This is a genomic window from Dehalococcoidia bacterium (assembly GCA_028711995.1).
In the GTDB taxonomy this organism is placed as follows: domain Bacteria; phylum Chloroflexota; class Dehalococcoidia; order SZUA-161; family SpSt-899; genus JAQTRE01.
The window spans coordinates 18,556-45,279 of sequence record JAQTRE010000010.1; the positions used below are offsets into that span (position 1 = coordinate 18,556).

At 53.3% G+C, this 26,724-nt stretch carries 22 protein-coding genes; 15 read left to right on the forward strand and 7 right to left on the reverse strand.

Features of this window, described 5'->3' with window-relative positions; all coding sequences use genetic code 11:
- Positions 1-7: 7 nt before the first annotated feature.
- Both PHV74_03090 and PHV74_03095 read right to left on the reverse strand, forming a co-directional pair.
- Entirely contained in the window at positions 8-1,240 is a 1,233-nt protein-coding gene (locus tag PHV74_03090; protein ID MDD5093351.1) for a CoA transferase, read from the reverse strand.
- A complete protein-coding gene (locus PHV74_03095; GenBank protein ID MDD5093352.1) occupies positions 1,237-2,493 on the reverse strand; it encodes a CaiB/BaiF CoA-transferase family protein in 1,257 nt (418 codons plus the stop codon). The genes PHV74_03090 and PHV74_03095 overlap by 4 nt, the downstream gene beginning before the upstream one ends.
- A 261-nt stretch (positions 2,494-2,754) precedes the next feature.
- Here PHV74_03095 and PHV74_03100 point away from each other — a divergent pair, with 261 nt between their 5' ends.
- The 3 genes from PHV74_03100 to coaBC all read left to right on the forward strand — a co-directional run bounded on the left by PHV74_03100 (position 2,755) and on the right by coaBC (position 5,534).
- On the forward strand, positions 2,755-3,447 hold the full coding sequence (locus PHV74_03100) for a hypothetical protein (GenBank protein ID MDD5093353.1): 693 nt from the start codon (positions 2,755-2,757) through the stop codon (positions 3,445-3,447).
- Between the two features lie 118 nt (positions 3,448-3,565).
- Positions 3,566-4,345 (forward strand): type III pantothenate kinase, encoded by a 780-nt coding sequence (locus PHV74_03105; GenBank protein ID MDD5093354.1) that lies wholly within the window; start codon positions 3,566-3,568, stop codon positions 4,343-4,345.
- Positions 4,338-5,534 (forward strand): bifunctional phosphopantothenoylcysteine decarboxylase/phosphopantothenate--cysteine ligase CoaBC, encoded by a 1,197-nt coding sequence (coaBC, locus tag PHV74_03110; GenBank protein ID MDD5093355.1) that lies wholly within the window; start codon positions 4,338-4,340, stop codon positions 5,532-5,534. The genes PHV74_03105 and coaBC overlap by 8 nt, the downstream gene beginning before the upstream one ends.
- Positions 5,535-5,720: 186 nt before the next feature.
- Here the strand turns inward: coaBC and uvrB are convergent, their stop codons facing one another.
- Positions 5,721-7,712, reverse strand: coding sequence for an excinuclease ABC subunit UvrB (gene uvrB / locus PHV74_03115; protein MDD5093356.1), 1,992 nt, complete (start codon positions 7,710-7,712; stop codon positions 5,721-5,723).
- A gap of 318 nt (positions 7,713-8,030) precedes the next feature.
- Here uvrB and PHV74_03120 point away from each other — a divergent pair, with 318 nt between their 5' ends.
- The 8 genes from PHV74_03120 to PHV74_03155 all read left to right on the forward strand — a co-directional run bounded on the left by PHV74_03120 (position 8,031) and on the right by PHV74_03155 (position 15,606).
- Positions 8,031-8,531: a DUF177 domain-containing protein gene (locus tag PHV74_03120; GenBank protein ID MDD5093357.1), complete on the forward strand. Its 501-nt coding sequence runs from the start codon at positions 8,031-8,033 to the stop codon at positions 8,529-8,531.
- A 34-nt stretch (positions 8,532-8,565) separates the two neighbouring features.
- Positions 8,566-8,754, forward strand: a complete 189-nt coding sequence (gene rpmF, locus PHV74_03125; GenBank protein MDD5093358.1) for a 50S ribosomal protein L32 — start codon at positions 8,566-8,568, stop codon at positions 8,752-8,754.
- 109 nt (positions 8,755-8,863) lie between these two features.
- Positions 8,864-9,802 (forward strand): ACP S-malonyltransferase, encoded by a 939-nt coding sequence (gene fabD / locus PHV74_03130; protein ID MDD5093359.1) that lies wholly within the window; start codon positions 8,864-8,866, stop codon positions 9,800-9,802.
- Positions 9,803-9,891: 89 nt separating this feature from the next.
- Positions 9,892-10,308: a transcription antitermination factor NusB gene (gene nusB / locus PHV74_03135; protein MDD5093360.1), complete on the forward strand. Its 417-nt coding sequence runs from the start codon at positions 9,892-9,894 to the stop codon at positions 10,306-10,308.
- A gap of 46 nt (positions 10,309-10,354) precedes the next feature.
- Positions 10,355-10,615: an acyl carrier protein gene (locus PHV74_03140; protein MDD5093361.1), complete on the forward strand. Its 261-nt coding sequence runs from the start codon at positions 10,355-10,357 to the stop codon at positions 10,613-10,615.
- A 226-nt stretch (positions 10,616-10,841) separates the two neighbouring features.
- The gene (locus tag PHV74_03145) at positions 10,842-11,405 is read left to right on the forward strand and encodes a uracil-DNA glycosylase (protein ID MDD5093362.1); all 564 of its coding nucleotides are present in this window, start codon (positions 10,842-10,844) and stop codon (positions 11,403-11,405) included.
- A 53-nt stretch (positions 11,406-11,458) separates the two neighbouring features.
- Complete coding sequence (locus PHV74_03150) at positions 11,459-13,789, forward strand: DNA translocase FtsK (GenBank protein ID MDD5093363.1); 2,331 nt, start codon at positions 11,459-11,461, stop codon at positions 13,787-13,789.
- Positions 13,786-15,606, forward strand: coding sequence for an acetyl-CoA carboxylase carboxyltransferase subunit alpha/beta (locus tag PHV74_03155; protein ID MDD5093364.1), 1,821 nt, complete (start codon positions 13,786-13,788; stop codon positions 15,604-15,606). Before PHV74_03150 ends, PHV74_03155 begins: the two co-directional genes overlap by 4 nt.
- A gap of 3 nt (positions 15,607-15,609) precedes the next feature.
- Here PHV74_03155 and PHV74_03160 read toward each other — a convergent pair whose 3' ends face one another.
- Entirely contained in the window at positions 15,610-16,191 is a 582-nt protein-coding gene (locus tag PHV74_03160; GenBank protein MDD5093365.1) for a flavin reductase family protein, read from the reverse strand.
- A 687-nt stretch (positions 16,192-16,878) separates the two neighbouring features.
- Here PHV74_03160 and PHV74_03165 point away from each other — a divergent pair.
- Together PHV74_03165 and PHV74_03170 are read left to right on the forward strand one after the other, a co-directional pair.
- Complete coding sequence (locus tag PHV74_03165; protein ID MDD5093366.1) at positions 16,879-18,657, forward strand: hypothetical protein; 1,779 nt, start codon at positions 16,879-16,881, stop codon at positions 18,655-18,657.
- A 24-nt stretch (positions 18,658-18,681) separates the two neighbouring features.
- A complete protein-coding gene (locus PHV74_03170; GenBank protein MDD5093367.1) occupies positions 18,682-19,332 on the forward strand; it encodes a hypothetical protein in 651 nt (216 codons plus the stop codon).
- A gap of 82 nt (positions 19,333-19,414) precedes the next feature.
- Here PHV74_03170 and PHV74_03175 read toward each other — a convergent pair whose 3' ends face one another.
- Together PHV74_03175 and PHV74_03180 are read right to left on the reverse strand one after the other, a co-directional pair.
- Complete coding sequence (locus tag PHV74_03175; GenBank protein MDD5093368.1) at positions 19,415-20,458, reverse strand: ABC transporter permease; 1,044 nt, start codon at positions 20,456-20,458, stop codon at positions 19,415-19,417.
- Positions 20,455-22,335, reverse strand: coding sequence for an ABC transporter permease (locus tag PHV74_03180; protein ID MDD5093369.1), 1,881 nt, complete (start codon positions 22,333-22,335; stop codon positions 20,455-20,457). The genes PHV74_03175 and PHV74_03180 overlap by 4 nt, the downstream gene beginning before the upstream one ends.
- A 436-nt stretch (positions 22,336-22,771) precedes the next feature.
- Here PHV74_03180 and PHV74_03185 point away from each other — a divergent pair, with 436 nt between their 5' ends.
- Both PHV74_03185 and PHV74_03190 read left to right on the forward strand, forming a co-directional pair.
- Positions 22,772-23,647, forward strand: a complete 876-nt coding sequence (locus PHV74_03185; protein ID MDD5093370.1) for an ABC transporter ATP-binding protein — start codon at positions 22,772-22,774, stop codon at positions 23,645-23,647.
- Between the two features lie 39 nt (positions 23,648-23,686).
- Positions 23,687-24,097: a hypothetical protein gene (locus tag PHV74_03190; GenBank protein MDD5093371.1), complete on the forward strand. Its 411-nt coding sequence runs from the start codon at positions 23,687-23,689 to the stop codon at positions 24,095-24,097.
- Between the two features lie 131 nt (positions 24,098-24,228).
- On the opposite strand, the gene PHV74_03195 is transcribed toward PHV74_03190, so the two are convergent.
- On the reverse strand, positions 24,229-26,025 hold the full coding sequence (locus tag PHV74_03195) for a glucosyltransferase-I (protein MDD5093372.1): 1,797 nt from the start codon (positions 26,023-26,025) through the stop codon (positions 24,229-24,231).
- Positions 26,026-26,724 lie beyond the last annotated feature (699 nt).

Below are 26,724 nucleotides of genomic sequence, written 5' to 3' on the forward strand. Positions count from 1 at the left end.
CAGCCTGCTAGGTAAACACCCCGCTTTGAAACAGGTCGATGAACTCCTCAACAGGCATTCCCAGAAACTCGGTACATATCTTCTCGGTGTGTTCCCCCAGACACGGAGCCGGAATCGCCCGGGCCGGACTTCGCGACAGCTTGAAGGGAAATCCGATTGCCTGAACGCTTCCCATCACCGGATGCTCCACCCAGGGGAAATGCTCCCGGAATTTCAAGTGAGGATCGCGGTCGATGATATCTTCCTCATCCTGCACGATTCCCGCAGCCACACCGGCCGATTGCAGTCGGGTCATAACCTCTTCAGGGGTATGACCGATCGACCACGCTTCTATCAGCTGGTTGAGTTCTTCTTCATTCTCCTTGCGGCTACTGAGAGTGGCAAATCTGGGGTCTCTTGTCCAGGCAGGATCACCCATCGCACGGCAAAGGCTCTCCCACTCCTCATTACTGAACACCGCGATAACGCACCATCTGTCCTCACCCAGACATCGATAGCAGCCGTGAGGACAGGCCCGTGAGGACAGATTGCCTTGCCGGGTTTGCCTTCTTCCGTTGGCCGTCCAGTCCAGAAGAGCCGGAGAGAGAAACTGGAGGCTGGCTTCCACCTGCGAGTGGTCGATATACTGCCCCTTCCCGGTGCGACGTCTCCAATCCAGAGAGGCCAGAATAGCCGCAACAGCAAACCAGGGAGCGACCTCATCGGTATAGGATGAAGCAGGAGAAGTTCCATCTCGATCGGGCCATCCGGTCATATGGGTGAATCCGCACAGGCTCTTCATCGACCATCCCCATCCCGGGTGTTGACAATGAGGACCCGTCTGCCCCTGGGAAGATGTGCTGAGCATGATAATCCGGGGATTGATGCGGCTTGCTTGCGGGTAGTCCAGCCCCCATCTCTCCTTCACCCCCACAGTGAAGTTATCGATCATGACGTCAGCCCATTTTATCAAACTTTCTGCCACTTCATGCTTTCGGGGATGATTCATATCCAGGGCCATGCTGAATTTATTGGAGTTGACATAGCTGAATAGACCGGAGCGGTCCGTTCCGGTTAGCTCATCTTTATAGGGGGTGCTCATCCTGAGGATATCCGGCTTAAGGCTGGTCTCCACCTTGACCACCTCAGCGCCGAACCCGCCCAGATAGGTGGAAATGAAAGGGCCCGCTACCGATACCGAGAAATCCAGTACCCTTAGTCCCTCCAGGGGGCTACCGCCTGCTGCTCTGGCTTGATTCATATGATGCCCGATTCCTTCAGCGTGACAAGTTCCTTAGCCGATATCCCCAATTCCCCATATATATCCTGATTGTGTTCTCCAATCAGAGGGGAATGCCTCCGGATACCCAGTGGCGTAGCGCTCAGACGTGCGGCTGGACCCGGATAGGTGATATTAGCGCCTAATTCCGGATGCTCCACGTCCACCCAGAAGTTTCTGGAAAGCAGTTGCCTATCGGTCAACAGCTCGTCCGGCGCATAGGCCGGCAAAAGGTGAATGCCCCTTTTTACCGCCTCCCGATAGAGATCCTCTTTGGTATGCCGGAGAAAGAATTTCATAAACTGATCTTCCCAAGAGTCATATTCCTCCTGGGTCAACTGGCCAACGTCGATCTCTTCCCATTTCACTTGCTTCAGGTTGCCGGCCATCCCCTCCTCATCCATCCATTCCACCAGCGGGATGATGGCCTTGGCATAGACGCCAGTCAATATCCTCATTCCGATCTGACCGTCCTTGCAGGGCCAGGTAGCTCGCTGCCATGCCTCTCCCCGGAATACATACGGGCCTGACCTGGGGACTTTGCGTTGACCGAACTCCCAGTGAGAGAGCAGCTCCGGGATCGCCGGGATCATTGATTCCTGTATGGACACATCCACTATCTGGCCTTCTCCAGTCAACGTGCGGTGGTGAAGAGCTAGAAGAGATCCTATGGCTGCCTGAGCCCCGGCATGGAGATGCGATTGCTCCACGCTCACCCTCACCGGCGGACGATCAGGATCGCCGGTTACATACATCAGTCCGCCCATGGCCACAGAGACGATATCTGAAGCTTTGTAATCCTTATAGGGACCGGACTGACCAAAAGGGGTGATTGATACCAGAATGATACGAGGATTCACTTGGCTCAACGTGGGATAACCCAACTCCAGGTTGTCTAAATACCCCGGCGCAAACGATTCGATCACGAAATCAGCAGTCTTGGCCAGTCTCTTGAATATCTCTCTTCCGTCTGAAGAACGGAGGTTGAGGGTTATTCCCTTTTTGTTAGCGTTGTAAGCAAACCAGGGCAAGCTTTTCTCCGGGTGGGGGATATCATGATAGAAAGGCCCAATATTCCGGCTCTGGTCCCCACCGGGTTCTTCCACCTTTATCACCTCTGCTCCCAGGTCACCAAGGATACGGCCGCAAAACATCCCTTTTTCGTCGGTCAAATCCAGCACCCGATAAGGAGCCAGAGGCAATTGGCTTTCGTTGTTGCTGTTCAGTTCGCTCACGTTGAAACCTACGCCAACCCCATTGTAAGAGAGTTGATTTGAAACCGTCAAGGAACGAGAGGGTCCACGCCAGAAGGAAGGCCTTCACTTTATTCAGGTCATAAACATAAGATTGCCACAGCGCCTCATCAGGACTATAATCCTTACCATGATTCCCTTTGCATCAGCCAGTGAAAAACCCCTCTGATAGGGTTATCATAAGGCCGAAAACACAAAGGGGAAATGACAAGTTGGATTTCCAACCGGAGGCTACTCTCTTCGATGCAAGAGCATGGGAACTCTCAATTTGATCATGGTGTCAGCAATGAGACCAACCCGATACGCTGCCTGAAGCAATCCATAACAGATGGCAGACATTGGTATATTGCCCTGCTGGAAGCTATGGCCATTTGGCCCATAACCGAGGAAATCCACAACGGCCGTCATTATCGATATCTGGTGGCGGATCAGGCCTTCGACTGGTTCCTGCTGGCGGAGCGCCTGTGTCAAGAAATCGACAACTTTATCCCTGAAGATGAAAAGGTTGACCTGCTTTTTGGCAAGCCGCCCATCGAGCTTTCCAGGGAAGAGTTCAGAGCACTCTTGGGCAATGAGAAATATCAGGCGCACCTCAATTATTTTTACGGCATTGTTGTGGAGCAAGCCCTGCATATCGCTGTGGAACTGGAAATAGAGAAAGAGTTGCACGGAATGAGCCGTCGAACCAGTTCCCGGGGCGATATCTTCCAGCGGATCTATGGCTCCGCTGAGTCGCTTCTGCTCGAGCGCTTCAGACAGGCAAGGGGCTTGGATCAGAGCGAAAATCTCGCGCTCACGGAGTTCAACGAGTTCATCTACTGGCTCTTCAAATATCGGGTGGAAAACTGCGATAGCTCCCGTGTTGCCAGCGATACCAAGAAGGCCCTGAAACAACTGGAGCAATTGAAGGGACGGCAGGTATCGATCTGGTGGTAGAAAATCACGGATTTGACTTCATAGTGACGGGGCTTTGGGCGAACAAAGGAATTTATCACCCCAGCCAAATTTCGATATGATATAATGATCCTAATCATTGAAGAGTGCGAGTAATTTTATGCTGATGGCCTTCGACGTCGGAAATACCAACATTGACATCGGGGTATTTAAGGGAGAAGAGCTCTTCACCAAGTGGGACCTGGCAACCGATGTTTACCGGACTTCAGATGAATATGGCGTCATCCTGATGAGTTTACTGGCACAACAGGGATTGAAGCCTTCCAACATCAATCATGCCATTATCTGCACCGTGACTCCCCCTCTGGTGACCATTCTCAAGGAAATGCTCCAGCGGTATTTTCACATCTCGCCGCTGATGGTAGAAGCGGGAATCAAAACAGGCGTCAATATTTTGATCGATAACCCTCGCGAGGTCGGACCTGACCGAATCGCCAACGCCGTGGCCGGACACCATTTTTATGGCGGTCCGCTGATCATCATCGATTCCGGAACAGCCACCACCTTTAATGTGCTCTCAAAGAAAGGCGACTATCTGGGAGGAGCTATAGCGCCGGGCATCAGAATCGCCATGGAGGCACTCTTCCAGCGAACCGCCCGGCTTCCCCGCATGGACCTGGCCCGCCCCAAGAGCGTCATCGGGAAAGACACCATCTCCGCCATGCAATCAGGGGTTCTCTTTGGATATGTGGCGCTTATCGAAGGCATGGTGGTCCGGATCCAACAGGAACTGGGCACAAAAACCAAGGTGATCGCCACCGGCGGATACGCCGAGCTGCTGGCAAAAGAGGCCAGCGTCATTGAAAAGGTCGACCCTTATTTGACGCTGGTCGGGCTGAGGATCATTCACGAACTCAACTCCGGACAGAAGCATGTTTGAAGGCAAGAATATCCTCCTGGGAGTGACCGGCAGTATTGCGGTTTATAAGGCCGTCGATCTGGCCAGCAAGCTCGTTCAAGCGGGCCTCACGGTCGATGTGATCATGACCGAGCCCGCCGCTCAATTCGTCACGCCATTATCTTTCCGCAGCATCACGCATCGCCAAGTTCACACCGACATGTGGGCGCCGGTCGCCGAGTTCAACGTCAAGCATGTAGCGCTGGCAGACCGGGCCGATCTGGTGGTAATTGCCCCAGCCACTGCCAACACCATCGCCAAGCTGGCCCATGGCCTTGCCGACGATCTGCTGAGCTGCACCATTCTATCCACCAGGGCTCCCATCCTTCTGGCTCCAGCGATGGACGTCGGAATGTACACCAACGCAATCACCCAGCAAAACCTGGAAACGCTCCAAAAGCGGGGCTGCACCATCGTTGGGCCAGGCAGCGGTCGGCTTGCATCAGGACTGGAAGGTCCGGGAAGGCTGGTGGAAGTGCCTGAGATTCTGGCAGCCATTTACCAGAGCCTCGGCCGATCCGGCGACCTGGCAGGCAAACGAATCGTCATCAGCGCCGGAGGAACTCAGGAGCCCATTGATCCGGTGCGCTTCATCAGCAATTACTCTTCCGGCAAGATGGGCTATGCCATCGCAGAGGCGGCTCGGAATCGCGGGGCGCTGGTAACGCTCGTCAGCGCTTCCACTACTGCGCCACCTCCCCTGGGTGTTGAGCTGGTGAAAGTCCAAACGGCAGCCCAGATGCGAGATGCCGTTGTCAAGGCAAGCGCGGAAGCCGATGTTCTGATTATGGCTGCTGCGGTGGCCGACTATCGCCCGGCGAATATCGCCGAGGGCAAAATCAAGCGCAAAGCCGCCAAGCTGACCCTTCAACTCGAAAAAACGCCCGATATCCTGAGCGAAGTCAAAGGCAAGCTGTTGAAAGTGGGCTTCGCTGCCGAAAGCTCTGATCTTCTCAAAAACGCCAGTGCCAAACTGAAAAAGAAGGGCCTTGATTTCATCGTGGCCAATGATATCACCGCCTCCGATGCCGGATTCGCTGTGGATACCAACCGAGTGACGATCATCGATCGGAATGGAAAGTCCGAAGAACTGCCGTTGATGCTCAAATCCGAAGTGGCCCACAAGATACTGGATCGAGTGGCGGCCAAGCTGAAACGAAAGTCAGCTTGAGTCTCCGATATCACCTGTTGAAACCCGCCGCTATGTCCTCCCGTAATTGATGCGGAATCCCCCTTCCAGCCATTTGACTGGATTCCCAATCCCTTCGACAAGCTCAGGACGAACGCAAAAAGAGCGCTCCGCTCGTGGTGAGCCTGTCGAACCATCACTCAATGCCTTCGGCAAAGATACCTCCCGTCAAGAGAGGGAAGAAAAAGATTCCATCACCTTCCTCAGCTCGATGATTTGATCTCTCAACAGCGCCGCCTTCTCGAACTCCAGATTTCCGGCAGCCGACTTCATCTGCGACTGGAGGCTCTTGATCAGCCGGGTGATCTCTTCTTTAGAAAATGCCCCTGCGGCGATCTCCGGCTCTGGTTTAGCTTTGACTGCCTGCCGTAACTGATCGGTGATGTCCTTGATGGCCTTCTTGATTCCCTCCGGCGTGATGCCATGCTCCTGGTTGTGAGCCGCCTGGATTTTGCGCCGCCGCTGGGTCTCATCGATCGCCCTGCGCATCGAATCGGTCATCACATCGGCATACATTATAATATGGCCCTCAGCATGACGCGCCGCCCGCCCCATTGTCTGGATCAGGGCCGTATCGGATCGCAGATATCCTTCCTTATCGGCATCAAGGATGGCAACTAAACTGACTTCCGGCAAATCCAGTCCCTCCCGCAACAGGTTAATCCCCACAACCACGTCATAGACGCCGAGGCGCAAATCCCGGAGAATCTCCACCCGCTCCAGCGTAATAACCTCCGAGTGCAGATAGTGCGTTTTGATGCCCATCTCGCGAAGATAGTCGGCCAGTTCTTCGGCCATGCGCTTGGTCAGGGTGGTGACCAGGACCCTCTCCGAACGGCTCACCCGAATGTTGATCTGCTCCACCAGATCATCGATCTGCCCCTTCGTCGGCTTTATCTCCACCGTGGGATCCAGAAGCCCGGTAGGACGGATCACCTGTTCCACCACCTGCTGGCTATGCGCGTGCTCATAAGGGCCGGGGGTCGCGGAAGTGTAGACGACCTGATGGATATGGCGCTCGAACTCCTCGAAGTTCAACGGTCGATTATCCATAGCCGAAGGAAGCCGAAATCCATACTCCACCAGCACCTCTTTCCGTGACCGGTCGCCGTGATACATGCCCCGAACCTGTGGAATGGTCATGTGGGACTCATCGATGATCAGGAGAAAGTCATCGGGAAAGTAGTCGATCAGCGTCCAGGGCGAGCTCCCAGCCCCACGTCTTGCCAGATGGCGAGAGTAATTCTCCACACCGTTGCAATATCCTGTTTCCCGCAGCATCTCGATATCATAATTGGTACGGGCCTCCAGCCGCTGCGCCTCTACCAGCTTATCCCGAGATTTGAGGTCAGCCACTCGCTGCTCCATCTCCGCCTGAATATCGATGATGGCCGCCATCAGCTTCTCCTGGGTAGTAACAAAGTGCTTGGCGGGATAAATTTCGATCTCATTCTCGTGGGACAGGATTTCCCCTGTCAGCGGATCAAAGAGGCTGATGCGTTCCACCTCATCTCCCCAGAATTCCACCCTGAAACCCAAATCTTCGTAGGCGGGCTGAATCTCCAGCGTGTCTCCCCGAATACGGAACCTGCCTCTCGCAAAGCCAACGTCGTTCCTCTCATACTGCATCTCCACCAGACGGCGGGCCAGCCGATCCCGGTTTGCCTTTTCGCCTTTCTTTATCTGCGTCACGAAGCTGAAATATTCTTCCGGTTCGCCCAATCCATAGATGCAGGAAACCGATGCGGTCACAACAACGTCGCGGCGGGCGAGCACCGACCGCGTAGCTGAATTCCGCAGCTTATCGATCTCCTCATTGACGTCGGTTTCCTTTTCGATGTAGGTATCCGTGCGCGGGATATAAGCCTCCGGTTGGTAGTAATCATAGTAGCTGACGAAGTACTCTACCGCATTTTTTGGGAAAAACTCGCGAAATTCACTGCAAAGCTGTGCGGCCAGGGTTTTGTTATGAGAAAGGATCAGCGTCGGCTTTTGCACTCGGGCGATAACATTGGCCATGGTGAAAGTCTTCCCACTTCCGGTGACGCCCAGAAGGGTCTGGTGCCTGTAGCCTTTCCCCAAACCTTCGAGGATCTTCTCGATGGCTTGCGGCTGATCACCGGTGGGTTGAAAATCGGAGGCGAGTTCGAATTCCGGCATAGGATAACACTCTGGGCAGCGCGACTTCCCGATACTGAGTTATTATATCACCATCGCTGGATAGTCAGCTTCATCAGGATCAACCAAACCGCAGTCCATTACGGGGTGGAAGTTTAGCCAACGGGAACAACCTGCGCATCATAATAGAGTCTAAAGGCTGATCAGTCCCCGGAAATACACATGGACTAACATCAACTTCCAGTCTCAAACTTAAGTCCCTTACCAAAACAACGACCTGCCTCATTCGAACCGGCAGCTTGACAAACGGCCGGCTTTATCTCTACAATAAGCTAATCTTGGGGAGTCATATAATTGGTCATGAAAATCAATGTTTCGCAGCAGCTTATGGGCCCTCTGGGTGATCGTCGCACTTATTCTATCGATGAATTCACTCCGGAAGGTTATTCTGTAAAAGCGCTCGTGACGTTGGTACGCACTAACCGCAGCATTCTGGTGACGGGGCAAGCCAAAACCGCCAGCCACAGCATCTGCAGCCGATGTCTGGAAGAGTTCGAGCATTCGCTGGCATTCAAAATTGAAGAGGAATTTTTCCCGGCCAGAGATGTGGTAACTGATGAGCCTTTACTAACAAGCGAAGAGATCGATGGATTCACCATCGGCCAGGATCATATCATGGACCTGAGCGAAGCAGTGCGGCAAAACATTCAGCTCAATCTCCCCATCAAAACGATCTGCCAGCCGAAGTGTGCTGGATTATGTCAACAATGTGGCCATAATCTAAACCATGGCCCCTGCCATTGTTCGGAAGAGCCTGCTGATCCTCGCTGGTCTGCCTTGCGAGAGATACTCTCCAGATAAAATGGCCGGAAGAAAAAAGCGAGGTTGAAACTACATGGCATTACCCAAAAGAAAAACATCAAAGTGCCGACAGGCAACAAGGCAAAGTCACCGAGCCTATCCTATTCCCAGCTTATCCGAATGCCCACAGTGTCATACTCCGAAACCTCCCCACCAGGTATGCCCGGTCTGCGGAACTTATCGGGGAAGAGACGTAACCCAGGTCAACAAGACCAAGGCATAATCAAATGGAGATCATATTCGATCATCCTGCCTACAACACCGGCGAGGAAAGGCAACCCTGACAGCGTCAACACCCAGCCGAATCACAAATTCACGTGCGGCGGTGATCAATGAATAGGATAGCGTTCGTTTTTCCTGGCCAGGGATCGCAGAAAGTGGGTATGGGGGTTGATCTGGTCAATCAATCACCGGCAGCCAGACGCATCTTTGAAGAAGCCGATGACGCGCTGGGATTTTCAATATCCAAACTCTGCTTCGATGGCCCCGAGGAGAAGCTTCGTCAAACAATCAACACCCAGCCAGCGGTGATGACCGCCAGCTTGGCCTTTCTGCAGGCAGCCTTTGGAAACGGGCATCACATTCAGCCTGCCTTCGTCGCCGGGCACAGCCTGGGTGAGTTTACCGCACTGGTAGCCGCAGGTGTGCTCAGCTTTTCCGAAGGCATCCGCCTGGTTCAGGAACGCGCTCGCCTGATGCAGGAAGCCGGTGAGAACCGGCCCGGCGGCATGGCGGCCATTATCGGACTCGATCTGGTAACTCTGGAAGAGGTTTGTCAGGAAACCGGCACCCAGATCGCGAACCTTAATTGCCCGGAGCAAATCGCTATCAGCGGCACGCATAACGGTCTGGCCTGGGCGATGGACCTGGCCAAGGCCAGAGGAGCCAAAAGGGTTATTCGACTCGAGGTGGGCGGCGCCTTCCACTCTTATCTGATGAAGCCCGCGGCCAAAGGTTTAGCCAAGGCCGTTTCTCAGTTTGAGTTCCACCAGGCAGCGATTCCAATCGTGGCCAATACCACAGCCGAGCCCAAATCAACCGCCAAAGAAATGAGAGAGGAGATTGTGAACCAGGTATGCGGCTGCGTCCGCTGGCAATCCTCAATCGAATACATGATCAGTTCAGGAGTAGACACCTTTATTGAGATTGGCCCCGGCCAGGTACTTACCGGGTTGATAAAAAGGATCAACAGCGAGGTAAGGGTCATCAACATCAACGATGTGGCCTCTATCTCAGCCATACATTCTCAGGATTTGCTGTCGCCAGTTTGAACGGAGTAATCACTCCCTCCCCATTCGCTCGTGCTAATAAAGTCGCTGCCCTTTCTTGGACTTAACTAAATAATGAGAGTTTTAACTACATGGTCAGTTCTCGAAGAAAAGCCAGAATAATCGCCTTACAGGCCTTATACGAATTTGACTGCGTGGGACACGATCCCATTGCTTCTATCCTGCGCGCGACCCAGGAGAAATCCGTTTCAGAGGATATCGCCCTCTTCGCCCAACAAATCGTCAGCGGGGTGCTGGAAAACACAGAGGAACTCGATAGCCAGATCCACAAGTTCGCGCCAAGCTTCCCAGTAGAACAGCTTGCGCTGATTGATCGAGCGATATTGCGTCTGGCCATTTTTGAGTTGATGATCGATGGCAGCGTACCGGTCAAAGTAGCCATAAACGAGGCCGTGGAACTGGCAAAATCGTTTGGCAGCAGAAACTCTTCAAGGTTCGTCAACGGAGTTCTAGGTTCTGTCAGTGCGACCCTTGTACAACAGCGCTAGTTTTCATGCTATAATCACCTTTGAAATCTTTCAGGGAGGAAAAAGAATGGCCACAGTGTTTGAGCGGGTGAAAAAAATTGTAGTGGAGCAACTTGGTGTCGAAGAAGATGAAGTCACCATGGACGCTTCATTCGCTGATGACCTCAATGCGGATTCCCTCGATCTGGTTGAGCTGGTAATGGCCTTCGAGGAAGAATTCGGAAAAGACAACGAGCCCTTTGAGATACCCGATGAAGACGCAGAGAATCTCCGCGGCGTGAAAGATGCGGTTGAGTATCTGAAAGAACACGGATTCGAGGACGAATAAATAACGACGATGGTCATGAAAACCGCTCTTCCTCTCCCATCAACTGAATCCGGAACAAAAAAGGTGGAGCTATGGATACTGGCGGTGAAGCATTATCGGAGTGCGTCCTAACCGAATTTTCGGGGTCAAATAACATAAAGCACACGGCCGTCTCCGGCCGTGGTCTTTTATTACTCTCATCCAGAGAGGCGCGGATGTGACGTTACTAGCTGATTTATGTGATGAAATCTCCCAATGTCGAGACTGCGAACTGGCAGGATGCCGAAATCATGTAGTGCCTGGTGAAGGGGCGGAAAATGCTGAAATCATGTTTGTTGGCGAAGCACCAGGATTCCATGAAGATCAGCAGGGTCGACCTTTCGTGGGGGCGGCGGGGAAATTCCTTGATCAACTGCTGACTTCAATCAATCTCGACCGAAGGCAGGTGTATATCTGCAACGTCATCAAATGTCGGCCTCCGGAGAACCGCGATCCGCTCCCCAAAGAAATAGAGGCCTGCCGGAAATGGCTGGACCGCCAGATCGAAGTTATCGCCCCAAAGGCAATTGTCACACTGGGACGCCACTCCATGGCCAAATTCTTTCCCGGGGCCAGCATCAGCAAAATTCACGGCACGGCCCTGAAGAGTAACGGCCGAATTTTCTTTGCCATGTACCATCCCGCAGCGGCTCTGCATCAGCAAAGCCTGCGCAAGACCATCGAAGCGGATATACTCAAGCTCCCGGAGATTCTGGCCCAGCTCGAGGATACCAAACCGCAGCCCGAGCCCAAACAGCTCAGCATGTTTTGATCGGTTGCCATAGAGAGCCTCATTTTCCACAGGACTCTTGGAATGATGTGCATATGACCAGGCGCAATGTGAAGCGAAAGAGAGCCACAGCAAAATCAAAAGGAAATGGCAAAGGTCCAGGCGCCATACGCTCCTTTATATCCAATCTGTCTTACAAAGTGGGAGCCGTTGTTCTCACAGCCCTTCTTGCCAGCGGAGCACTCTTCATCGCACTCGAGGTCGGGGGCACGGATCTCCTCAAGGCATTGGGCTTCGGATGGATTCCCATCATCATATGGATTGTGATCGTCATCGCTATTATATGGCAAGACCGTATCAGCAGCATGCGAAAGTACTGGAACTGCTGGATCGGAGCCCTCATCCTCAGCACTGCTCTTCTGGGCATAATGGCCTTGTTTCGTCCCGCGATCACCATCGCTGATGTCTCCCTAGCCGATGAGGACGTCACACTGGCCGGCTCTGTGGGGCGATTTATCCGCGGCGAATCTTACAGTTGGGCGCATCTGATGAGCCTGGTTGTTCTTGGCACGGTCTTCATCATCCCCAGACACTCCTTTGACTTCGCCATAAAAGCATGCCGGTTTTCCTGGGACATGAGCCGAAAACTCCTCGTCCTGCTTGCAACCAAATCATGGCCTTTTATCAAGCAGATACCGGGATGGATACTCTCCGCCGCTCGCTTCATATGGGCCAAAATAGGTTCTCTCTTACGTCCCAATCCGGATGCAGAGAAAGCGCCTGAAGCATCGAAGAGCAAAGAGGGAACAAAGAAACCGGTGGGACGATCCTTAAGAAGAACCCGAAAGCCCTCTCCGGAAATGGTCGCCGTCCCGGCGGCAGAACCGGAGGAAACGCCGATAGATGAAGTGATCATTTCTCTTGATACCAACCGGGAATTGCCCCCCATTGAGATTCTGGACGAATCTCCCAAGACCAGCTTCGCGCAAGCCAATAACGATGATCGCGCCCGGATCATTGAGGAAGCGCTCTCCAGTTATGGCGTCGATGCCAAAGTGCAGCAGGTCAATCCGGGACCTTCGGTCACTCAATTCGGCATAGAACCGGGATGGGATCGCAAATACAAGAAGATTGTCGAAAAGGACCTAAACGGCAAGCCCAAACTCGATAAGAACGGCAACCCGAAAACACATCAAGAAGAAATATCGAAAACCCGAGTCAAAGTGGAGCGCATTACCGCGCTTGCCAATAACCTCGCACTGGCATTGGCTGTCTCCGATATTCGAATTGAAGCGCCGGTGCCCGGAAAGGCACTAGTGGGGATCGAAGTTCCCAATGTGAGCACTGCCATCGTCTCTCTGCGCAGTGTTATTGAGAGTCCTTCCTTTCAAAAGATCGCCGCCAAGTCCAGCCTGGCCATCGCTTTGGGGCTGGGTGCCGGGGGAGAGGCGTCCTCCGGCGACCTGGCCAAGATGCCCCATTTGCTCATCGCCGGCGCTACCGGAAGCGGGAAAAGCGTTTGCCTCAACTGCATCGTGAGCTGCATTCTCTCACAGACTACACCGTATGAAGTGCGACTGCTTCTCATTGACCCCAAGAGAGTTGAGATGGTGGCCTTTAATGATGTTCCCCACCTGATAACCCCAGTGGTAGTAGAATCCGATCAAGCAGTCGATAGCCTGAGACGGTTAACGGCGGAAATGGACATCCGCTACCGTAAGTTCGCCTCCGTTGGAGTCCGCAATATCGAGACTTACAACAAGAGCCCCAGAGTCGCCGAGAAAATACCCTACATCGTAGCCGTAATCGATGAGCTCGCCGACCTGATGATGACCACACCGGATATCGTCGAGCCCTTGATCTGCCGGCTGGCTCAGCTGGCGCGGGCCACTGGAATCCATCTCATCATAGCCACTCAGCGGCCATCGGTGGATGTCATCACCGGGCTCATCAAGGCCAACTTTCCCACCCGGATCAGTTTCGCCGTCGTTTCCTCGATCGATTCCCGCACCATTCTCGATTCAATTGGCGCCGAGAAACTTCTGGGGAAGGGCGATATGCTTTACCTCCCTTCGGACGTCAGCAAGCCAAAACGAATCAGGGGATGTTATGTATCCGATGAAGAAATGGAACGTTTGGTGGGTTTTTGGAAAAAATGGGCGGCAAGGCATTTCCCCCCGGAAGCAGATCATGTAGCAAAGGATTTTGCTGCCCTGCCTGTTGAGAGATTGGACATAGATCCCCTCCTGGAAAAAGCCAGGCAGTTATGCGAGGAGGCCAGTCACGTTTCTGCCTCTCTCCTCCAGCGCAAGCTTCATATCGGCTATCAACGAGCTTCTCGAATCATGGAGCAGCTCGAAGTGGAAGGACTACTTGAATCCGGGGAATCCGATGATTTTGAAAATCCTTGGGAGGGGGAACCATGAAGCAAATGATTTCATATGTGACCTACGTTGTAGAAAGAAAGAGGCAGCGGAATAGAAGACCCAAGTATCTTTTTCTGAATCCCATGAAGCGATTGCCGGAAGAGGAAGCTCAGTGTGTTTCTTGCGGCGCTGATCTGGCCAAATCCGAGCTGTATCAGCAATATCGCGTCTGTGAAGAGTGCCGATTTCATCACAGCATCTCGGCCTTGGAAAGGATACAGCTCCTGGCCGATCCAAACAGTTTTCAAAAAATTCACCGAACCCAAGCGACTTCAAGTTCAGCCCAGCTCCCGGGGAATGTTTCCTATCAGGAGCGCATCCACGAAGCCCAAAGGAGAACCGGGCTCTCCGAGGCAGTGGTGACGGGCATCTGCACCATCGGCGGCAATCCGACGGTTCTGGTGGTGCTGGACTTTGGCTTCCTGGGCGGAAACATGGGCATCGTGGTCGGCGAGCGGATCGCCATGGCTTTTGAAACCGCAGTGAAGAAGAAGCTCCCTGTGATTACAGTCGTCTCATCGGGCGGGGCCAGAATCGAAGAAGGGGTTCTTTCTCTGATGCAAATGGCCAAGACGGTAGCCGCAGCCAAAAAGCTCCACGATAATCGATTGCCCCATATTTCCATCCTGACTCACCCCACTACCGGTGAAGTCTATGCCAGTTTCGCCAGCCTGGGAGATATGATTATCGCTGAGCCAAAGGCAATGGTCGGATTTGCTCCGATACGAGTGGCGGAGTGGGCAAGCGAAAACCAGATCACGGAGATCGAACACACTTCCGAATCACACCTCGATCATGGCCTGATTGACCAGATCGTTGATCGAACCCGATTGCGCCACTTCATCTCAACGGTCCTCGACATGCTGAGCTCCAGATACCGCTTGGGAATGCGAAAAAAAGTCAGCCCTTACATGGCGCCCACCCATCCCCAGGAACAGGCCTGGGAAGCCATTCAGCTGGCCAGACATGAGGAACGGCCTACAGCTATGGACTATATCTCCCGCATCACCTCCACCTTCATCGAAATCCATGGGGACCGATCTTACAGTGACGACCCGGCGATTGTGTGCGGTCTGGCTGAATTCGGAGGGGAAGCCGTCATCGTCATCGGGCAACAGCGAGACCACAACGAAGGACATGCCGGACCGGAGGGATTCCGCAAGGCCAAGCGAGCCATGCGCCTGGCGGCCAAGTTCAATCTGCCGCTCATCAATCTCATCGATACCCCCGGCGCCTATCCGGGTCCGGAATCGGAGGAAAGGGGAATCGGACATGCGATTGCTTCAACCATTGCCCTTCTCTTCGAGCTGCCCGTGCCGGTGATTTCGGTGATCATCGGACAGGGAGGCAGCGAGGGCGCTCTGGCGCTCGGAATCGCCAATCGAACTCTTATTATGGAAAATGCCTTCTTTTCAGTGATCTCACCGGAGAGGGCTGCCTCGATCTTCTTCCGGGATGTCAAAAGAGCAGAAGAACTCGCGGTGGCTCTAAGGCTCACAGCTGCCGATTGCAGTGAGCTTGGGGTGATTGACATCGTAGTGCCGGAGCCTGCAGGAGGAGCCCACACCGACCCGGAAGAAGCCGCCCGCTTACTGAAGAACGTCATCCTTCGGGAATTGCTTCAGATTCAAACCCAATCCCCCAAAACGCTGATCGACTCCAGATATGAGCGATTTCGGCATGGCAAAGAGGGCACCAGATTCTTGAAACGAGTCTTTTCCAAGCAAACAACACAATTTCAGAATCTGCTCCAGAGCGTAAGTGAGATGAGGCAGCATCTCGGAGAAAAACCCGAAGGTGAGAGAATGGCCGATTAAGGCCTATTCCAAGCCCTTCCCATAACGAGCTCGCTCCAGATGCCGAAGGCTCTCTTTGGAAGTTGTGGCATACGTTTCCGCCCCCAGAAAGAGGGCTGGATTCACATGGCCCAGATCGAGAATTCCCGCCGGGGTGAATGCCCCTTCGGTGACGTGGGTGGCGACCACTTCTCCCACGAACCATTCGTGGTCGCCGTATGTCCGATGCTCCACCAACCGGCACTCGTAAGCCGCATAGGCATCGGCCAAAATCGGCACACTGGTCTTCAGCGGTTGCTCTCTGGCAATATTGAACCTGGCAAATTTATCTACGTCCTTCCCCGTAACGCCCCCGACTGCGGCGATAAGCTCTCCCATCTCAAGTGGCAGAAAGTTGACCCCGAATTCCCCGGCCTCCAGTATCAGTTCATAGGTATATCGCTTGGGCGCGATGGAAATCCCTATAAGCGGCGGCTTCTGGGAAACGGAGCTGTGCCAGGCCACGGTCATGGCATTATCCTTCCCCTGCGCATGGCAAGTGACCACCACTGCCAGCCGGGGATAGTGATGGTGAAACCCGCCCGTGCCTTCAACGCTCTTTTTCATCCAAAGGCTCCTTGTTCACGCGTCTACGAGAAAACGCTTGATCATTTGTTCATATTATAGCGAGAAGCTCTTCAGAAGTGAAGGAATAATATCCGGCAGATGCACTCTGACTCGTCATTTGAACTGACGAACACAGCCATGCCCATTCATTCCTGAAAGCGACCTTTTGAACCACTTGTTTACCGCAATTTTACCTCCTGTTTACTGACATTTCCGGATGATAATGATAAAGTGTTAATTATCGTTATCCGAGGTCTAGGGACAACTGCATCTATTGCTAGTTTTTTCGGATCAGAAGGTGCGAGGAGGCTAGCCTTTTGTCGAACCTTCGGCATATGGTGCCATGTTAGTCCCTTAAGGGCGAAATCTTATGCAAAAGTGTCAAGATATTTTGGGGCTGAATCTGAGTTGAAACTGAGAAATTATGCTTCAACTTTTTGGTTCTGGCTATGCCGGGTTAGGCCAGAGCAGGCGGGCGATTCGTCCTGGCAGAATAGTATCGAAGCCGGCGCTGCCGCAAGGCACTCGCCATCATAGCGATTGCCCGCTATCTTACGCAGCAAAAAAGAGCAGCTACTGGAAAGAAGACGGAAGAGGAGGTGCAGATACAAACACTCAACCATCGTAAATCCTACCAATTGGGAATGAAAGGGAGCATCTCCAACAAACGAAAAAAGGAGGATCAGCTTGAGAAAGATATTTGTAATTGTTCTGGTATTGGTTATGGTGGTGGCGATGGCAGTGTCAGTCACCAGCGCAACTGCCGCACCGCCGATGACTCAATCATCAAGCGTGGCGGTAATAGGATCGCTCACTGTATGGAATGGCGGGTACTTTCCGGCATTGTCTGGTTTCACATTTACCACCCTGTCACCGGCAAATGTGAATTCGGCCAATCTGGCTAATTATGATACAGTATTCCTTAATGTTAGCAGCTCTGGGATGAACTGCAATATGAACAACCTTAGCGCTCAGGCGAAGGCAGACCTCATCGCCTTTGTTGGAACCGGCAAGAAGCTCATTATCTCCGATTCTGAGTGTTCCAGTCAAGACTACTCTTGGCTACCCTATCCATTCACCACAAATAACCCCGGTGCATATGGGGCAACAGGGACTTTGACTATTGTAGAGAATAGCACCCTTGCCAGCAGCAACGCATCAGATGCAAGCTACATTGATGCCGCATTGCTTAACAGTGGAACGGACGCGATTGGGGACATGAACGTCATGACAACGCTCGACTCAGCCTGGTGCGTCGCCATGTCCGGCACTAATCACAACCAAGTTACCGGACCGGTACAGTGTTATGCCAGGTATGGAACTGCTGGTAGTGTCGGTCTGATCATCTACAACGGATTTGACTGGGACTACAGCACCTCCACTACTACACCAGACACCAGCACCGCACGTGGGAATTTGGTTAAAGTGTGGCAACAGATGTTGCTGCAGCCGGTCAACCCCGATGGCCTCCCTTGCGGCGTTGCCGTCGTCGGCATCACGCTCACGCCGCGCACCGCGACCAATCCTGTCGGGACGGCCCATACCGTGACCGCTTCGCTAGTCGATTTGCTGGGCCAACCTCAGGCTGGTATTTTGGTTAGTTTCCAGGTAGTTTCCGGGCCAAATGCAGGACAACAAACTAGCACCCCCATAGCCACCGATGCCGCCGGAAACGCCTCCTGGACCTATGCCAGCAACGGAAATGTCGGCCAGGATGTCATTAAAGCTAGCTTCCCGGATCAAGCCGGTGCGCCGGTCTACTCCAACAACGTCACTAAGGACTGGGAGCCATTGCCACAGGGCCCATGCACAACCCAGACCTGGAAACTGGATGCCAACACACCGATCGTGGGTACCAATGTCTTTGAAATGGACCGGTACTATGCAGGTGGCGATCTTCTCCAGGGCAGCGCGGATGGAAACAACAATAGCGTGCCTGTGCCTGCCAACAACGGGCAAGTGAACGGAACAGCGACCTGGATTGCCGATGAGGCAGCCAAGGTGGATGTGACCTTCCCTGATGGAGATTGGATCACCAAGCTGTGCATCCAGGGAGTGGATATGGATCAGGATAGTGATATTGACCAGGATGACGCTGATGCTCTGAGTGCTCTGATCTCCGTTCGTGTGGGGAGCTGGAATGGAAGCTTCAACACTTTCGGGCTGAGTAGCCAGGGCGTCATGAGATGGGTGACAGGGACTGATATCTTCCGAATGGAAGTCCAGACCCAGACCGGTTCGGAGGAAGTATTAACGGGCGACTATCTGGCTCTGGAAGTCAGCAACTCTGATCAGGTGAAATCCTATTATGTGCTGACGGAAGGGTGTTCGGAATTGCAGTCCCCCTGCAGCGATCCGGGCTATCCTACCCCTGAAATTGCCACAGCAATCCTGGTAGGGCTTGGAGTCCTTGGACTGGCGGGATATGTGTTCATCCGCAGGCGGTCTGCAGGAATGGCGGCCTAACGAAAAGGAAATAAGGGGGTTTAGATGAAGACAAGACGTGGACTAATAGTAATGATAGCAGTAGTTCTCTCCGCGCTGGTTTTGATGGCCACCGGCATAGCCATGGCAGCAACTCCCAGCCAGCATTGGAAATTGGATAATGACAAGCAGATGGAAAGGGAAACCGGTCTGGGGAATGATGGCCAAAGCGACAGTGTCAGCATTCCAAAGAGCACCACCGTGATCTGGCTGGCCGATGAAGCGGCCCAGCCGGCCACCGGAGTCACCTTCCCCAATGGATCCTGGGTTACCCACCTGTGTCTGGATTCCAATTGGTCTGGCAATATGACCATACGCGTCGGCAGTTGGGATGGGGCCAATTTCACACCCTTTACCATCAGCGGTACCGCATCAATGACCTGGGACAGCGGCAAGCAACAGCTGGCATATCAGACGCAAACCGGTTCCGAGACAATAGCCCAGAACGACTATCTGGCTCTGGAAATCACCAATAATGACGCCAATAGTTCTCATAGCATCATGACCAACGGGTGTTCGGAATTGCAATCCCCCTGCAGCGATCCCGGCTATCCCACCCCCGAGATTGCCACCGGCATCATGGTAGCTTTAGGCGTTTTGGGGCTGGCCGGATATGTGTTCATTCGGCGCAAACAGACCCAGGATGTACTGGCCTAAACAGTAACGAGCAACTTTTCACAAAGGCTCAAGAGAAGAGAGGGGGTGCCTCAGAGGCGTCCTCTCTCTTCTGATTTCCTCCTCACCTCTCCGCAGCCACCAGCCTCTTCGAAGCCAGGAGAAACACGCCGGCTACTCCCATCAGGGGAAGCAGATACAAAGCCACCTGTCCCAGTCCCACAGAGTAATCACCAACAGCCAGCCTGGTCAACAAGCTGAAAGGCGATGGGTTCGAGAGGTAGCTCAACCCCACAGCGCCAAGGAGCACCAGCGAATAGATGAACTGGGAACGCTCTCTATCCTTGAAGTAAAGCCCGATGATCCCTGCAGCAAATGACACAGCGGCAGCGACGATAACGGAAAGAGAAAGCACCGGCACGAGGTTTTCTATAGAGAAACCGTTGATCCGCAACAGGCCCACCCATAAGGCGCACTGGAACAATGCTGTCAGGATAGCAGCGAACACCTTGGACGAAAATATCTGGTTGAGAGAAATGGGCGCAGCCCATAGAGTATCAAGCGTCTTGCCCTCCAATTCCTCAGAGAAGGTATCGATGACGATGCTTCCGGCAATCAGCGCCGGGAAGAACATCAGCAGGGGAATGATGATGGAATAGAGGAATTCATAGTCGGTGCTAGGTTTTCCCTCAAGATCAGAATAGTTGAGTTGCACCCCGTTTGCTTCCCGCATCGCATTCTCGGCCTTTTTGAGAGGCTCGTTCAGCGTCATCAGGATGACCGTCGACTGCGCATCCGACTCCGGCAAGAAGAGCTGCATATCCACTATTCCCGCCTCACTGGCCGGAACAGACACGATGGCATCAAGCTGGTTTGATTGGAATGCTTTCTCTGCGCCCGCAATATCAGGGATGGGGAACACTTGTATGTTTCGTTTCTCTACCAGCGAATACATCACCGGGCTGGCAGCATCGCCAACATATCCCACTTTGATGTTGACATTGGAATTCTCGCCGATCGATGTCGGATCATAGAACGCCATGATGCCCGTCAGCATAATCGAAGAAAAAGAAGCGATGAAGAACTGGATCAGCATGGCAAAGAGAATCGTCTTCTCTTTCTTGATCGATCGCAGTTCTTTCCTTACCAGTATCCAGAACCGTCTCATGACAGCGCCTCCAGGATAATCGTCATATTGTAAATTCCGTGGATGACCACCCCCGCAAAGATGCCCAGGGCATAGTATTTCACCCCTAGTCGCGCCGGTATGAGACAGACCACAGTGGTGCACACAAAGTGCAGCGCCAGCGGGACAAGCAGCATTCCGGAGCCAAAGATGGCATCCGTGAACTCGGACCTGTCCATGACGCTGAGAGCCAGATACAGCAACAGTTTTTCCCCGATCAGGAATCCCAGGGCCGACAAGAAGGACAGCACAACGACACTCTTGAGCGAGCCAATGACCTTATTCTGCAAAAGCACGAAGATGCCCGTCGATTTGGCGATCTCTTCGGTGACAACTGCCAGCGCCAATATCACGCCCCAGCCGAGGACCCCGTTCAGATTTGAGGCGATAACGATAGAGGCAAACTGAGCCATGAACACCACCGGCACCAGACACAGGCTCAGCACAAAGATCGACGCTTTAAGGTGATTCTGGTCGATGGCCAGATAAGCCGCCTCGCTCAGCTTGGTATGCAGCGGCCGGAACCCCATCAGGAATTCTTCGTTGAAAATGCGCGTCCCGATGAACATCGTCACCGCGAAAACCAGGTACATCGGGATGGTGGAAAGAAAATACTGAGCGATGGAGAAGGATTCGCCCCGGTACATCTCGACCGCCAGGGTAAGCGGCGAAATGTGGCTCAGGTCGCTCGTATCGGAGAACATCGCCGGAGCCACCAGATAGGCAGTGATAATCCACACCGCCAGAACCGAGAAGAAGGTCTGATCCTTAAAGGTGCGATACAACAACGCCACCATCAGATAGACGGAGAGGATGAACAGCATCACCGGTATGAATATCGCCAGCGCGATCAGGACGTTGCCTTTCAGCACCAGGGTGATGGCGATAATGCATCCAATGGAATACCCGATATAGGGCAGCATCTTGCCCAGGATAATCTGGGAAGGGGTAATCGGCGCCGACATCAAGATGACCAGCTTGCGGTTGGTCTTCTCTTCAATAAAGCTGCTGGTGAAAAACACGCTGACGAAGAATATGGGAACGATATACAAAAAGGCCAGCAATACCTGTGAAAGCGGTATAGGCGGATTCAACAACGAGGGAACGATGATCTCGTTATCCGAAGTGAACTCTGCCTTGAACTGGGGTAACCCGCCGCTATCCATATTTTTCAGTTGATCTCGAACAGCTGCATCGGTGGAGCTATCGACTCTCTTGACAGACGAGCCATTGGAGGGACTGAAGGCGGGGGTGCCTGACTGTAGGGGGGTGGGTGCTGCCAGTGCAGGCGCAACTTGAGATTCAGAGGCTTTTGCAGCCGGTGGTGGGCCAGCCGCTACGGAGACTTCCGAGTTCTTCCACGATGAGTTGAGCGCATCAGCGATTGAGGACTTTTGAGCCTTTTCGCGGACATCGTCGCCATCTCGCTGCAGGTGCTGCACCTCAATGCGCAGGGGAAAGGCTTGGTCGATCTCGTACTCCTGCGCGATCCGGTTCAGCTCTTGCTTTTCTAAATATTTCTTGAGCGCTCCGAGAGCGCATTGAGACTTTTCACTCGAACCCCAACCCACAACATCCTTCCCGAGATAGACATCTATAGTGCCATCATCAATCATGGTAGAAGCAGAATCGGGATCAACAGCCAGGACGGTGAAGCGCTGGTCGGCGATTACCGGGGCATCGGAGGACACGCCAATAGTGTACAGCCCCTTGCTGAAAGAGAGTTCTTGATGGTAAATTACATACGAGAGGATCATCACCAACGCCAGAATTCCCACCATGACGAGCCGCGATTTTCCGGTGAACCGGCTCCTGAGGCGGGTGATCTCACGCTTGGAGATGGTCAGAATGTTGCTCATGATTTAAGCGTCACTGCAATGACGCAAAGCTTGCCCAAATTTGCCGACTGCTTGCCAGGTAAGCGCTGATCAAGAGATGCAGGATTCCTCCTGCCGGGGGTTCGGGGGTGTCCCCCGAATTCCCCAACCTTCCCCCAAGAGTAGGGGCCAGGGGATTGATAGCCCTTGATCAGACTTTCTTTAATTGTACCGAGGGCCATCACAAAAGGATTCAGGGCAGCCCCCGAAATGGCTATGGGGATATCACCCAGTTGGAAGTCATCAGTAATCAGCCGTCAGTAGGGGCGACTCTTGTGGTCAGCATTCAAGAGCGAGTGAAGGGATACTTCCCTTCCGGGGGTTTGGGGGTGTCCCCCAAATTTCGCCTCTTCCCCCAAGAGTAGGGGCCAGGGGATTGATCAGAACCTAACCATGACTTCTTAAAGAAAGGAATCTGATGATCAAACTCCAGTCGATCAACAAACAATACAAGAACTTCTATGCTGTAAAGAACCTGAACCTTGAAGTCAGGGACGGAGAGATATTCGGTATCATCGGGCACAACGGGGCAGGAAAAACCACCACGCTCAAAATGATGGTAGGCCTGCTGACACCCACCTCCGGCACCATCGAGGTGATGGGCCGGAACATGGCTAAAGAAAGCACTCAGATCAAGCAGTCGATCGGATACCTGCCGGAAGAAAGCCCCCTCTATGAAAATATGACCGTTTCCGATTATCTGATGTTCTTCGCCGAGCTTTACAAATTGCCCAAGGACCGGGCAAAGGCGCGCATCGAGGAGCTGCTGGAATCGCTGAAGCTGGAGGATCGGAACAAATACACGGGCGAACTTTCCAAGGGAATGCGGCGAAAGGTGGCCATCGCTCGAACCCTGCTTCATGATCCGCAACTGCTGGTGCTGGATGAACCGAACTCCGGACTCGATCCGCTGACATCCTTTTTCATTATCGATTACCTCAAGAACCTCAACAGACAGGGCAAGACCATTGTCCTGAGCGCCCATAACCTGTTTCACGTGGAATATATCTGCCACCGGGTGGCGATCATCAAAAAGGGCGAACTGGTGGTCTGCGACACCATCGAAGCCATGCGCCGGAAGTTCGGCAAACGGGAGTATGAGGTGATCTTCAAAGCCGATGCCGAACTCAGATATGAAAAAAGGGACGGGAACTACCTCTTCCGGGCTTCGGAGGTCTCCGAAATCGCCCGGCTTCTGCAGAAGATTTCGGAACAGAACTGGGCGCTGGTTGATCTCTCGGTAAAGCAATCCGCCCTGGAAGAGATGTACGTCAATATCATGGAAAAAGATTAACTAAGGCGATCCTGTGTGGTCGCCCTGGGAAGCACCCCAATGAAGAAATCAAGAAAGCGGGCCGGAAAGAGCATTCCGCCCAGGCAATTGCGCCTGGCGCTGGAACCGGTCGAATGCCGCTATGAGAAGGAATGCGCCGCTCCGATGTGCCCCAGGGACATCAACTTCGGAGGGAGAATCTGGTTTCCCAAGGAGCCGATATGCCGCCTGAGAAGCGCTCCCGAGTGGGTGCGCAAACAACGGGAAATCGCCAGACTCCCTGGAATCGACGCCGACAGATATTTCACCTTCCGCATGCTCAAGGCTGTTCCCGAGATCTGCCACGATCTTCAGGGAGCAAACCCCGATTATGTGACCGCAGAGAGGATCTGGTTTAAAGGGTGGATTGGCAGGAAAGCCAAAAAGCGCGCACCTGCTTCGGATGCAGGGCTGGGGAAGCCGCTTTTCTAGGGATATAGCTCGTTTTAGTTTGACCGCGAAGATATGTCGAACAACCAGCTTCATCATGGAGCGTTTTGCTTATCAAAACAAGCTCTAGCTCAAAAAACTCTTTATGATATCTTGCTAAAGCCGAAGGGGCATTACTCCCCTGAATAGTGGAGGATGGTGCCTCGCTCTCCCACGACGAAGACATCGGCGGATGAACTCCCCCAGGCCCCAAGGAGATGATTTCTGGTGCCGCTGGACATTTCGCTCCATGTGCTGCCGTTGTAGTGCAGGATGGTACCAAAAACTCCCACGGCAAAGACGTCGGAGGATGAGCTGCCCCACACGGCAAGGAGACCATCTGGGGTGCTGCTGGCCATAGTGCTCCAGGTACTGCCATCATAGTGCAGGACGACGCCGGAGTTTTCAACTGGGGCCCATCCTACAGCAAAAACATCAGATGAAGAACTGCCCCAGACATCTCTGAGATCATATCCGATATCGTTGGTTATGGTTTCCCAGATGCTACCGTTGTAATGGAGGATGCTGGCGTTTCCAAAGGTTTCCCATCCCACGGCGAAGACATTGGAGGGCGAACTGCCCGATATGCTCCAGAGATCAGTTATGGTGCCGCTGGTCATTTCGCTCCAATCGCTGCCGTTGTAGTGGAGGATAGTGCCTTGCTCTCCCACGGCGAAGACATCGGAGGGCGAACTGCCCCAGACACCGGTGAGATAGCTTTCGGTGCCGGTGGGCATGGTACTCCAGGCATTGCCGTTATAGTGGAAGATGGTGCCTTCCTCTCCCACGGCAAAGACGTCGGAGGGCGAACTGCCCCAGGCACCGGCAAGATGAGTGGCACCGCCGAGATAATCTCCGTAGCCGCTGGCCATGATACTCCAGATGCTGCCGTTGTAGTGCAGGATAGTGCCCGCATCATCCACGGCAAGGACATCGGAGGAGGAATTTCCCCAGACACCAAGAAGATCATTTGCGATGCCCTTGGTCACGGTGCTCCAGGCGCTGCCGTCGTAGTGCAGGATGATGCCCTGATCTCCCACGGCAAAGACATCGGAGGACGAACTGCCCCAGATACCCCGGATGCCTGGGATGCTACTGCTTGTCATGGCGCTCCAGGCGCTGCCGTTGTAGTGCCGGATGGCGCCCGTAGTTTCCACGGCAAAGACATCGGAGGACGAACTGCCCCAGACGCCGGCGACATCACCTGTGGTGCTGTCTGCCATTTCGTTCCAGGTGCTGCCGTCATAGTGCAGGATGACACCATGGAACTCGCCCACGGCAAAGACATCGGAGGACGAACTGCCCCAGACATCACTGAGATGATTTCCGGTGTCGCTGGGCATGACGCTCCAGGCGCTGCCGTTGTAGTGCAGAATGGTGCCCCCTTGTCCCACGGCGAAGACATCGGAGGAGGAACTGCCCCAAACATCACTGAGATAATTTTCGGTGCCGCTGGGCATGACGCTCCAAGCGCTGCCGTTACAGTGCAGGATGGTGCCCATAATTCCCACGGTAAAGACATCGCAGGATGAGGTGCCCCAGATACCACGGAGATCATTTCTGGTGCCGCTGGGCATGACGCTCCATGTGCTGCCTTTGTAGTGCAGGATGGTGCCCGCACCTCCTACGGCAAAGACATCGGTGGAAGAACTGCCCCAGATATCAGCGAGATTATTTCCTGTTGGCCACGGATTCCGCCATGTCCACCCAGTCATTGACGCCTGTTCAACAGTGGGAGTAGGTGTGAACGAGACTGGAGTTGTTGGACTACCGATAGCTCCGTCCGTTGGTGTTGCTGATAACGTAGACGTTAGCTGCGTTTCTCCGGACGGAATCATCGGCGTCGTGGCCTTTTCCGTTCCCCCGCCACACGATGCCATCAGTGTCAGCAGGAGAATTAAAAGTAACATCGCAATGCTAGCAACAGTCATATTCATTCTCATTCTACCTGCCTCCATCGGGGGCTACCTAACCCGAACAATCTGAGATACGCATCGATCATCATTCTCCACCTGATCACAATATGTGTCAGCAAAGATAACGATTTTCATAGCGATCTTTTGCAATATGATGAAACTATAGCCCTATTCTAGCGACGCTATGTTATGGAGTCAACACGCACGCACGCAGATTCTCGTTAGATTCGCATGGAATCTTGATGCTATGGTGTTTTATGCGAAAGCGAATAAATGATGCCAGTTCCGTAATTGACAGCAGGTAGATGAAATCCATTCCACTAGAATCTAGTAGATGGAATCCCATCTACCCACCTTGTTATTTGGTGATACTGAACAAATTGGTTACTATCTTCCGTCTACATTGAAGGATTGTCCATCTGCGCCAATGTCAGAGACAATCGGTGGAGTGGTAACCGTGTTGCGTTTATATAGGATTGAAGCTGCATCGCTATTGATCGGCTGGGGATTCACACCAATCGTCCACAAGCATTGAGAGAAATAAACCGGATCATAAGTTCCTCTCCGCATCGGCCATGGCGCAATTTCAACTATGGCGTCCCTGCAAAAAGCCGGTATCGGAATTCTGATTGAGTCACCCTGATATTATGCTGCGAAGTTTAAAGTCTGAGTGAATCGGCTGGCGGGTCGAATTTAGCGCCAAAACAAGCGCCA

Coding starts and splice junctions, on each gene's coding strand:
- PHV74_03090 (MDD5093351.1), bottom strand. CDS start 1,240: ATGAATCAAGCCAGAGCAGCAGGCGGTAGCCCCCTGGAGGGACTAAGG.
- PHV74_03100 (MDD5093353.1), top strand. CDS start 2,755: ATGCAAGAGCATGGGAACTCTCAATTTGATCATGGTGTCAGCAATGAG.
- PHV74_03105 (MDD5093354.1), top strand. CDS start 3,566: ATGCTGATGGCCTTCGACGTCGGAAATACCAACATTGACATCGGGGTA.
- coaBC (MDD5093355.1), top strand. CDS start 4,338: ATGTTTGAAGGCAAGAATATCCTCCTGGGAGTGACCGGCAGTATTGCG.
- uvrB (MDD5093356.1), bottom strand. CDS start 7,712: ATGCCGGAATTCGAACTCGCCTCCGATTTTCAACCCACCGGTGATCAG.
- PHV74_03120 (MDD5093357.1), top strand. CDS start 8,031: ATGAAAATCAATGTTTCGCAGCAGCTTATGGGCCCTCTGGGTGATCGT.
- rpmF (MDD5093358.1), top strand. CDS start 8,566: ATGGCATTACCCAAAAGAAAAACATCAAAGTGCCGACAGGCAACAAGG.
- fabD (MDD5093359.1), top strand. CDS start 8,864: ATGAATAGGATAGCGTTCGTTTTTCCTGGCCAGGGATCGCAGAAAGTG.
- nusB (MDD5093360.1), top strand. CDS start 9,892: ATGGTCAGTTCTCGAAGAAAAGCCAGAATAATCGCCTTACAGGCCTTA.
- PHV74_03140 (MDD5093361.1), top strand. CDS start 10,355: ATGGCCACAGTGTTTGAGCGGGTGAAAAAAATTGTAGTGGAGCAACTT.
- PHV74_03150 (MDD5093363.1), top strand. CDS start 11,459: ATGACCAGGCGCAATGTGAAGCGAAAGAGAGCCACAGCAAAATCAAAA.
- PHV74_03155 (MDD5093364.1), top strand. CDS start 13,786: ATGAAGCAAATGATTTCATATGTGACCTACGTTGTAGAAAGAAAGAGG.
- PHV74_03160 (MDD5093365.1), bottom strand. CDS start 16,191: ATGAAAAAGAGCGTTGAAGGCACGGGCGGGTTTCACCATCACTATCCC.
- PHV74_03170 (MDD5093367.1), top strand. CDS start 18,682: ATGAAGACAAGACGTGGACTAATAGTAATGATAGCAGTAGTTCTCTCC.
- PHV74_03175 (MDD5093368.1), bottom strand. CDS start 20,458: ATGAGACGGTTCTGGATACTGGTAAGGAAAGAACTGCGATCGATCAAG.
- PHV74_03180 (MDD5093369.1), bottom strand. CDS start 22,335: ATGAGCAACATTCTGACCATCTCCAAGCGTGAGATCACCCGCCTCAGG.
- PHV74_03185 (MDD5093370.1), top strand. CDS start 22,772: ATGATCAAACTCCAGTCGATCAACAAACAATACAAGAACTTCTATGCT.
- PHV74_03190 (MDD5093371.1), top strand. CDS start 23,687: ATGAAGAAATCAAGAAAGCGGGCCGGAAAGAGCATTCCGCCCAGGCAA.
- PHV74_03195 (MDD5093372.1), bottom strand. CDS start 26,025: ATGACTGTTGCTAGCATTGCGATGTTACTTTTAATTCTCCTGCTGACA.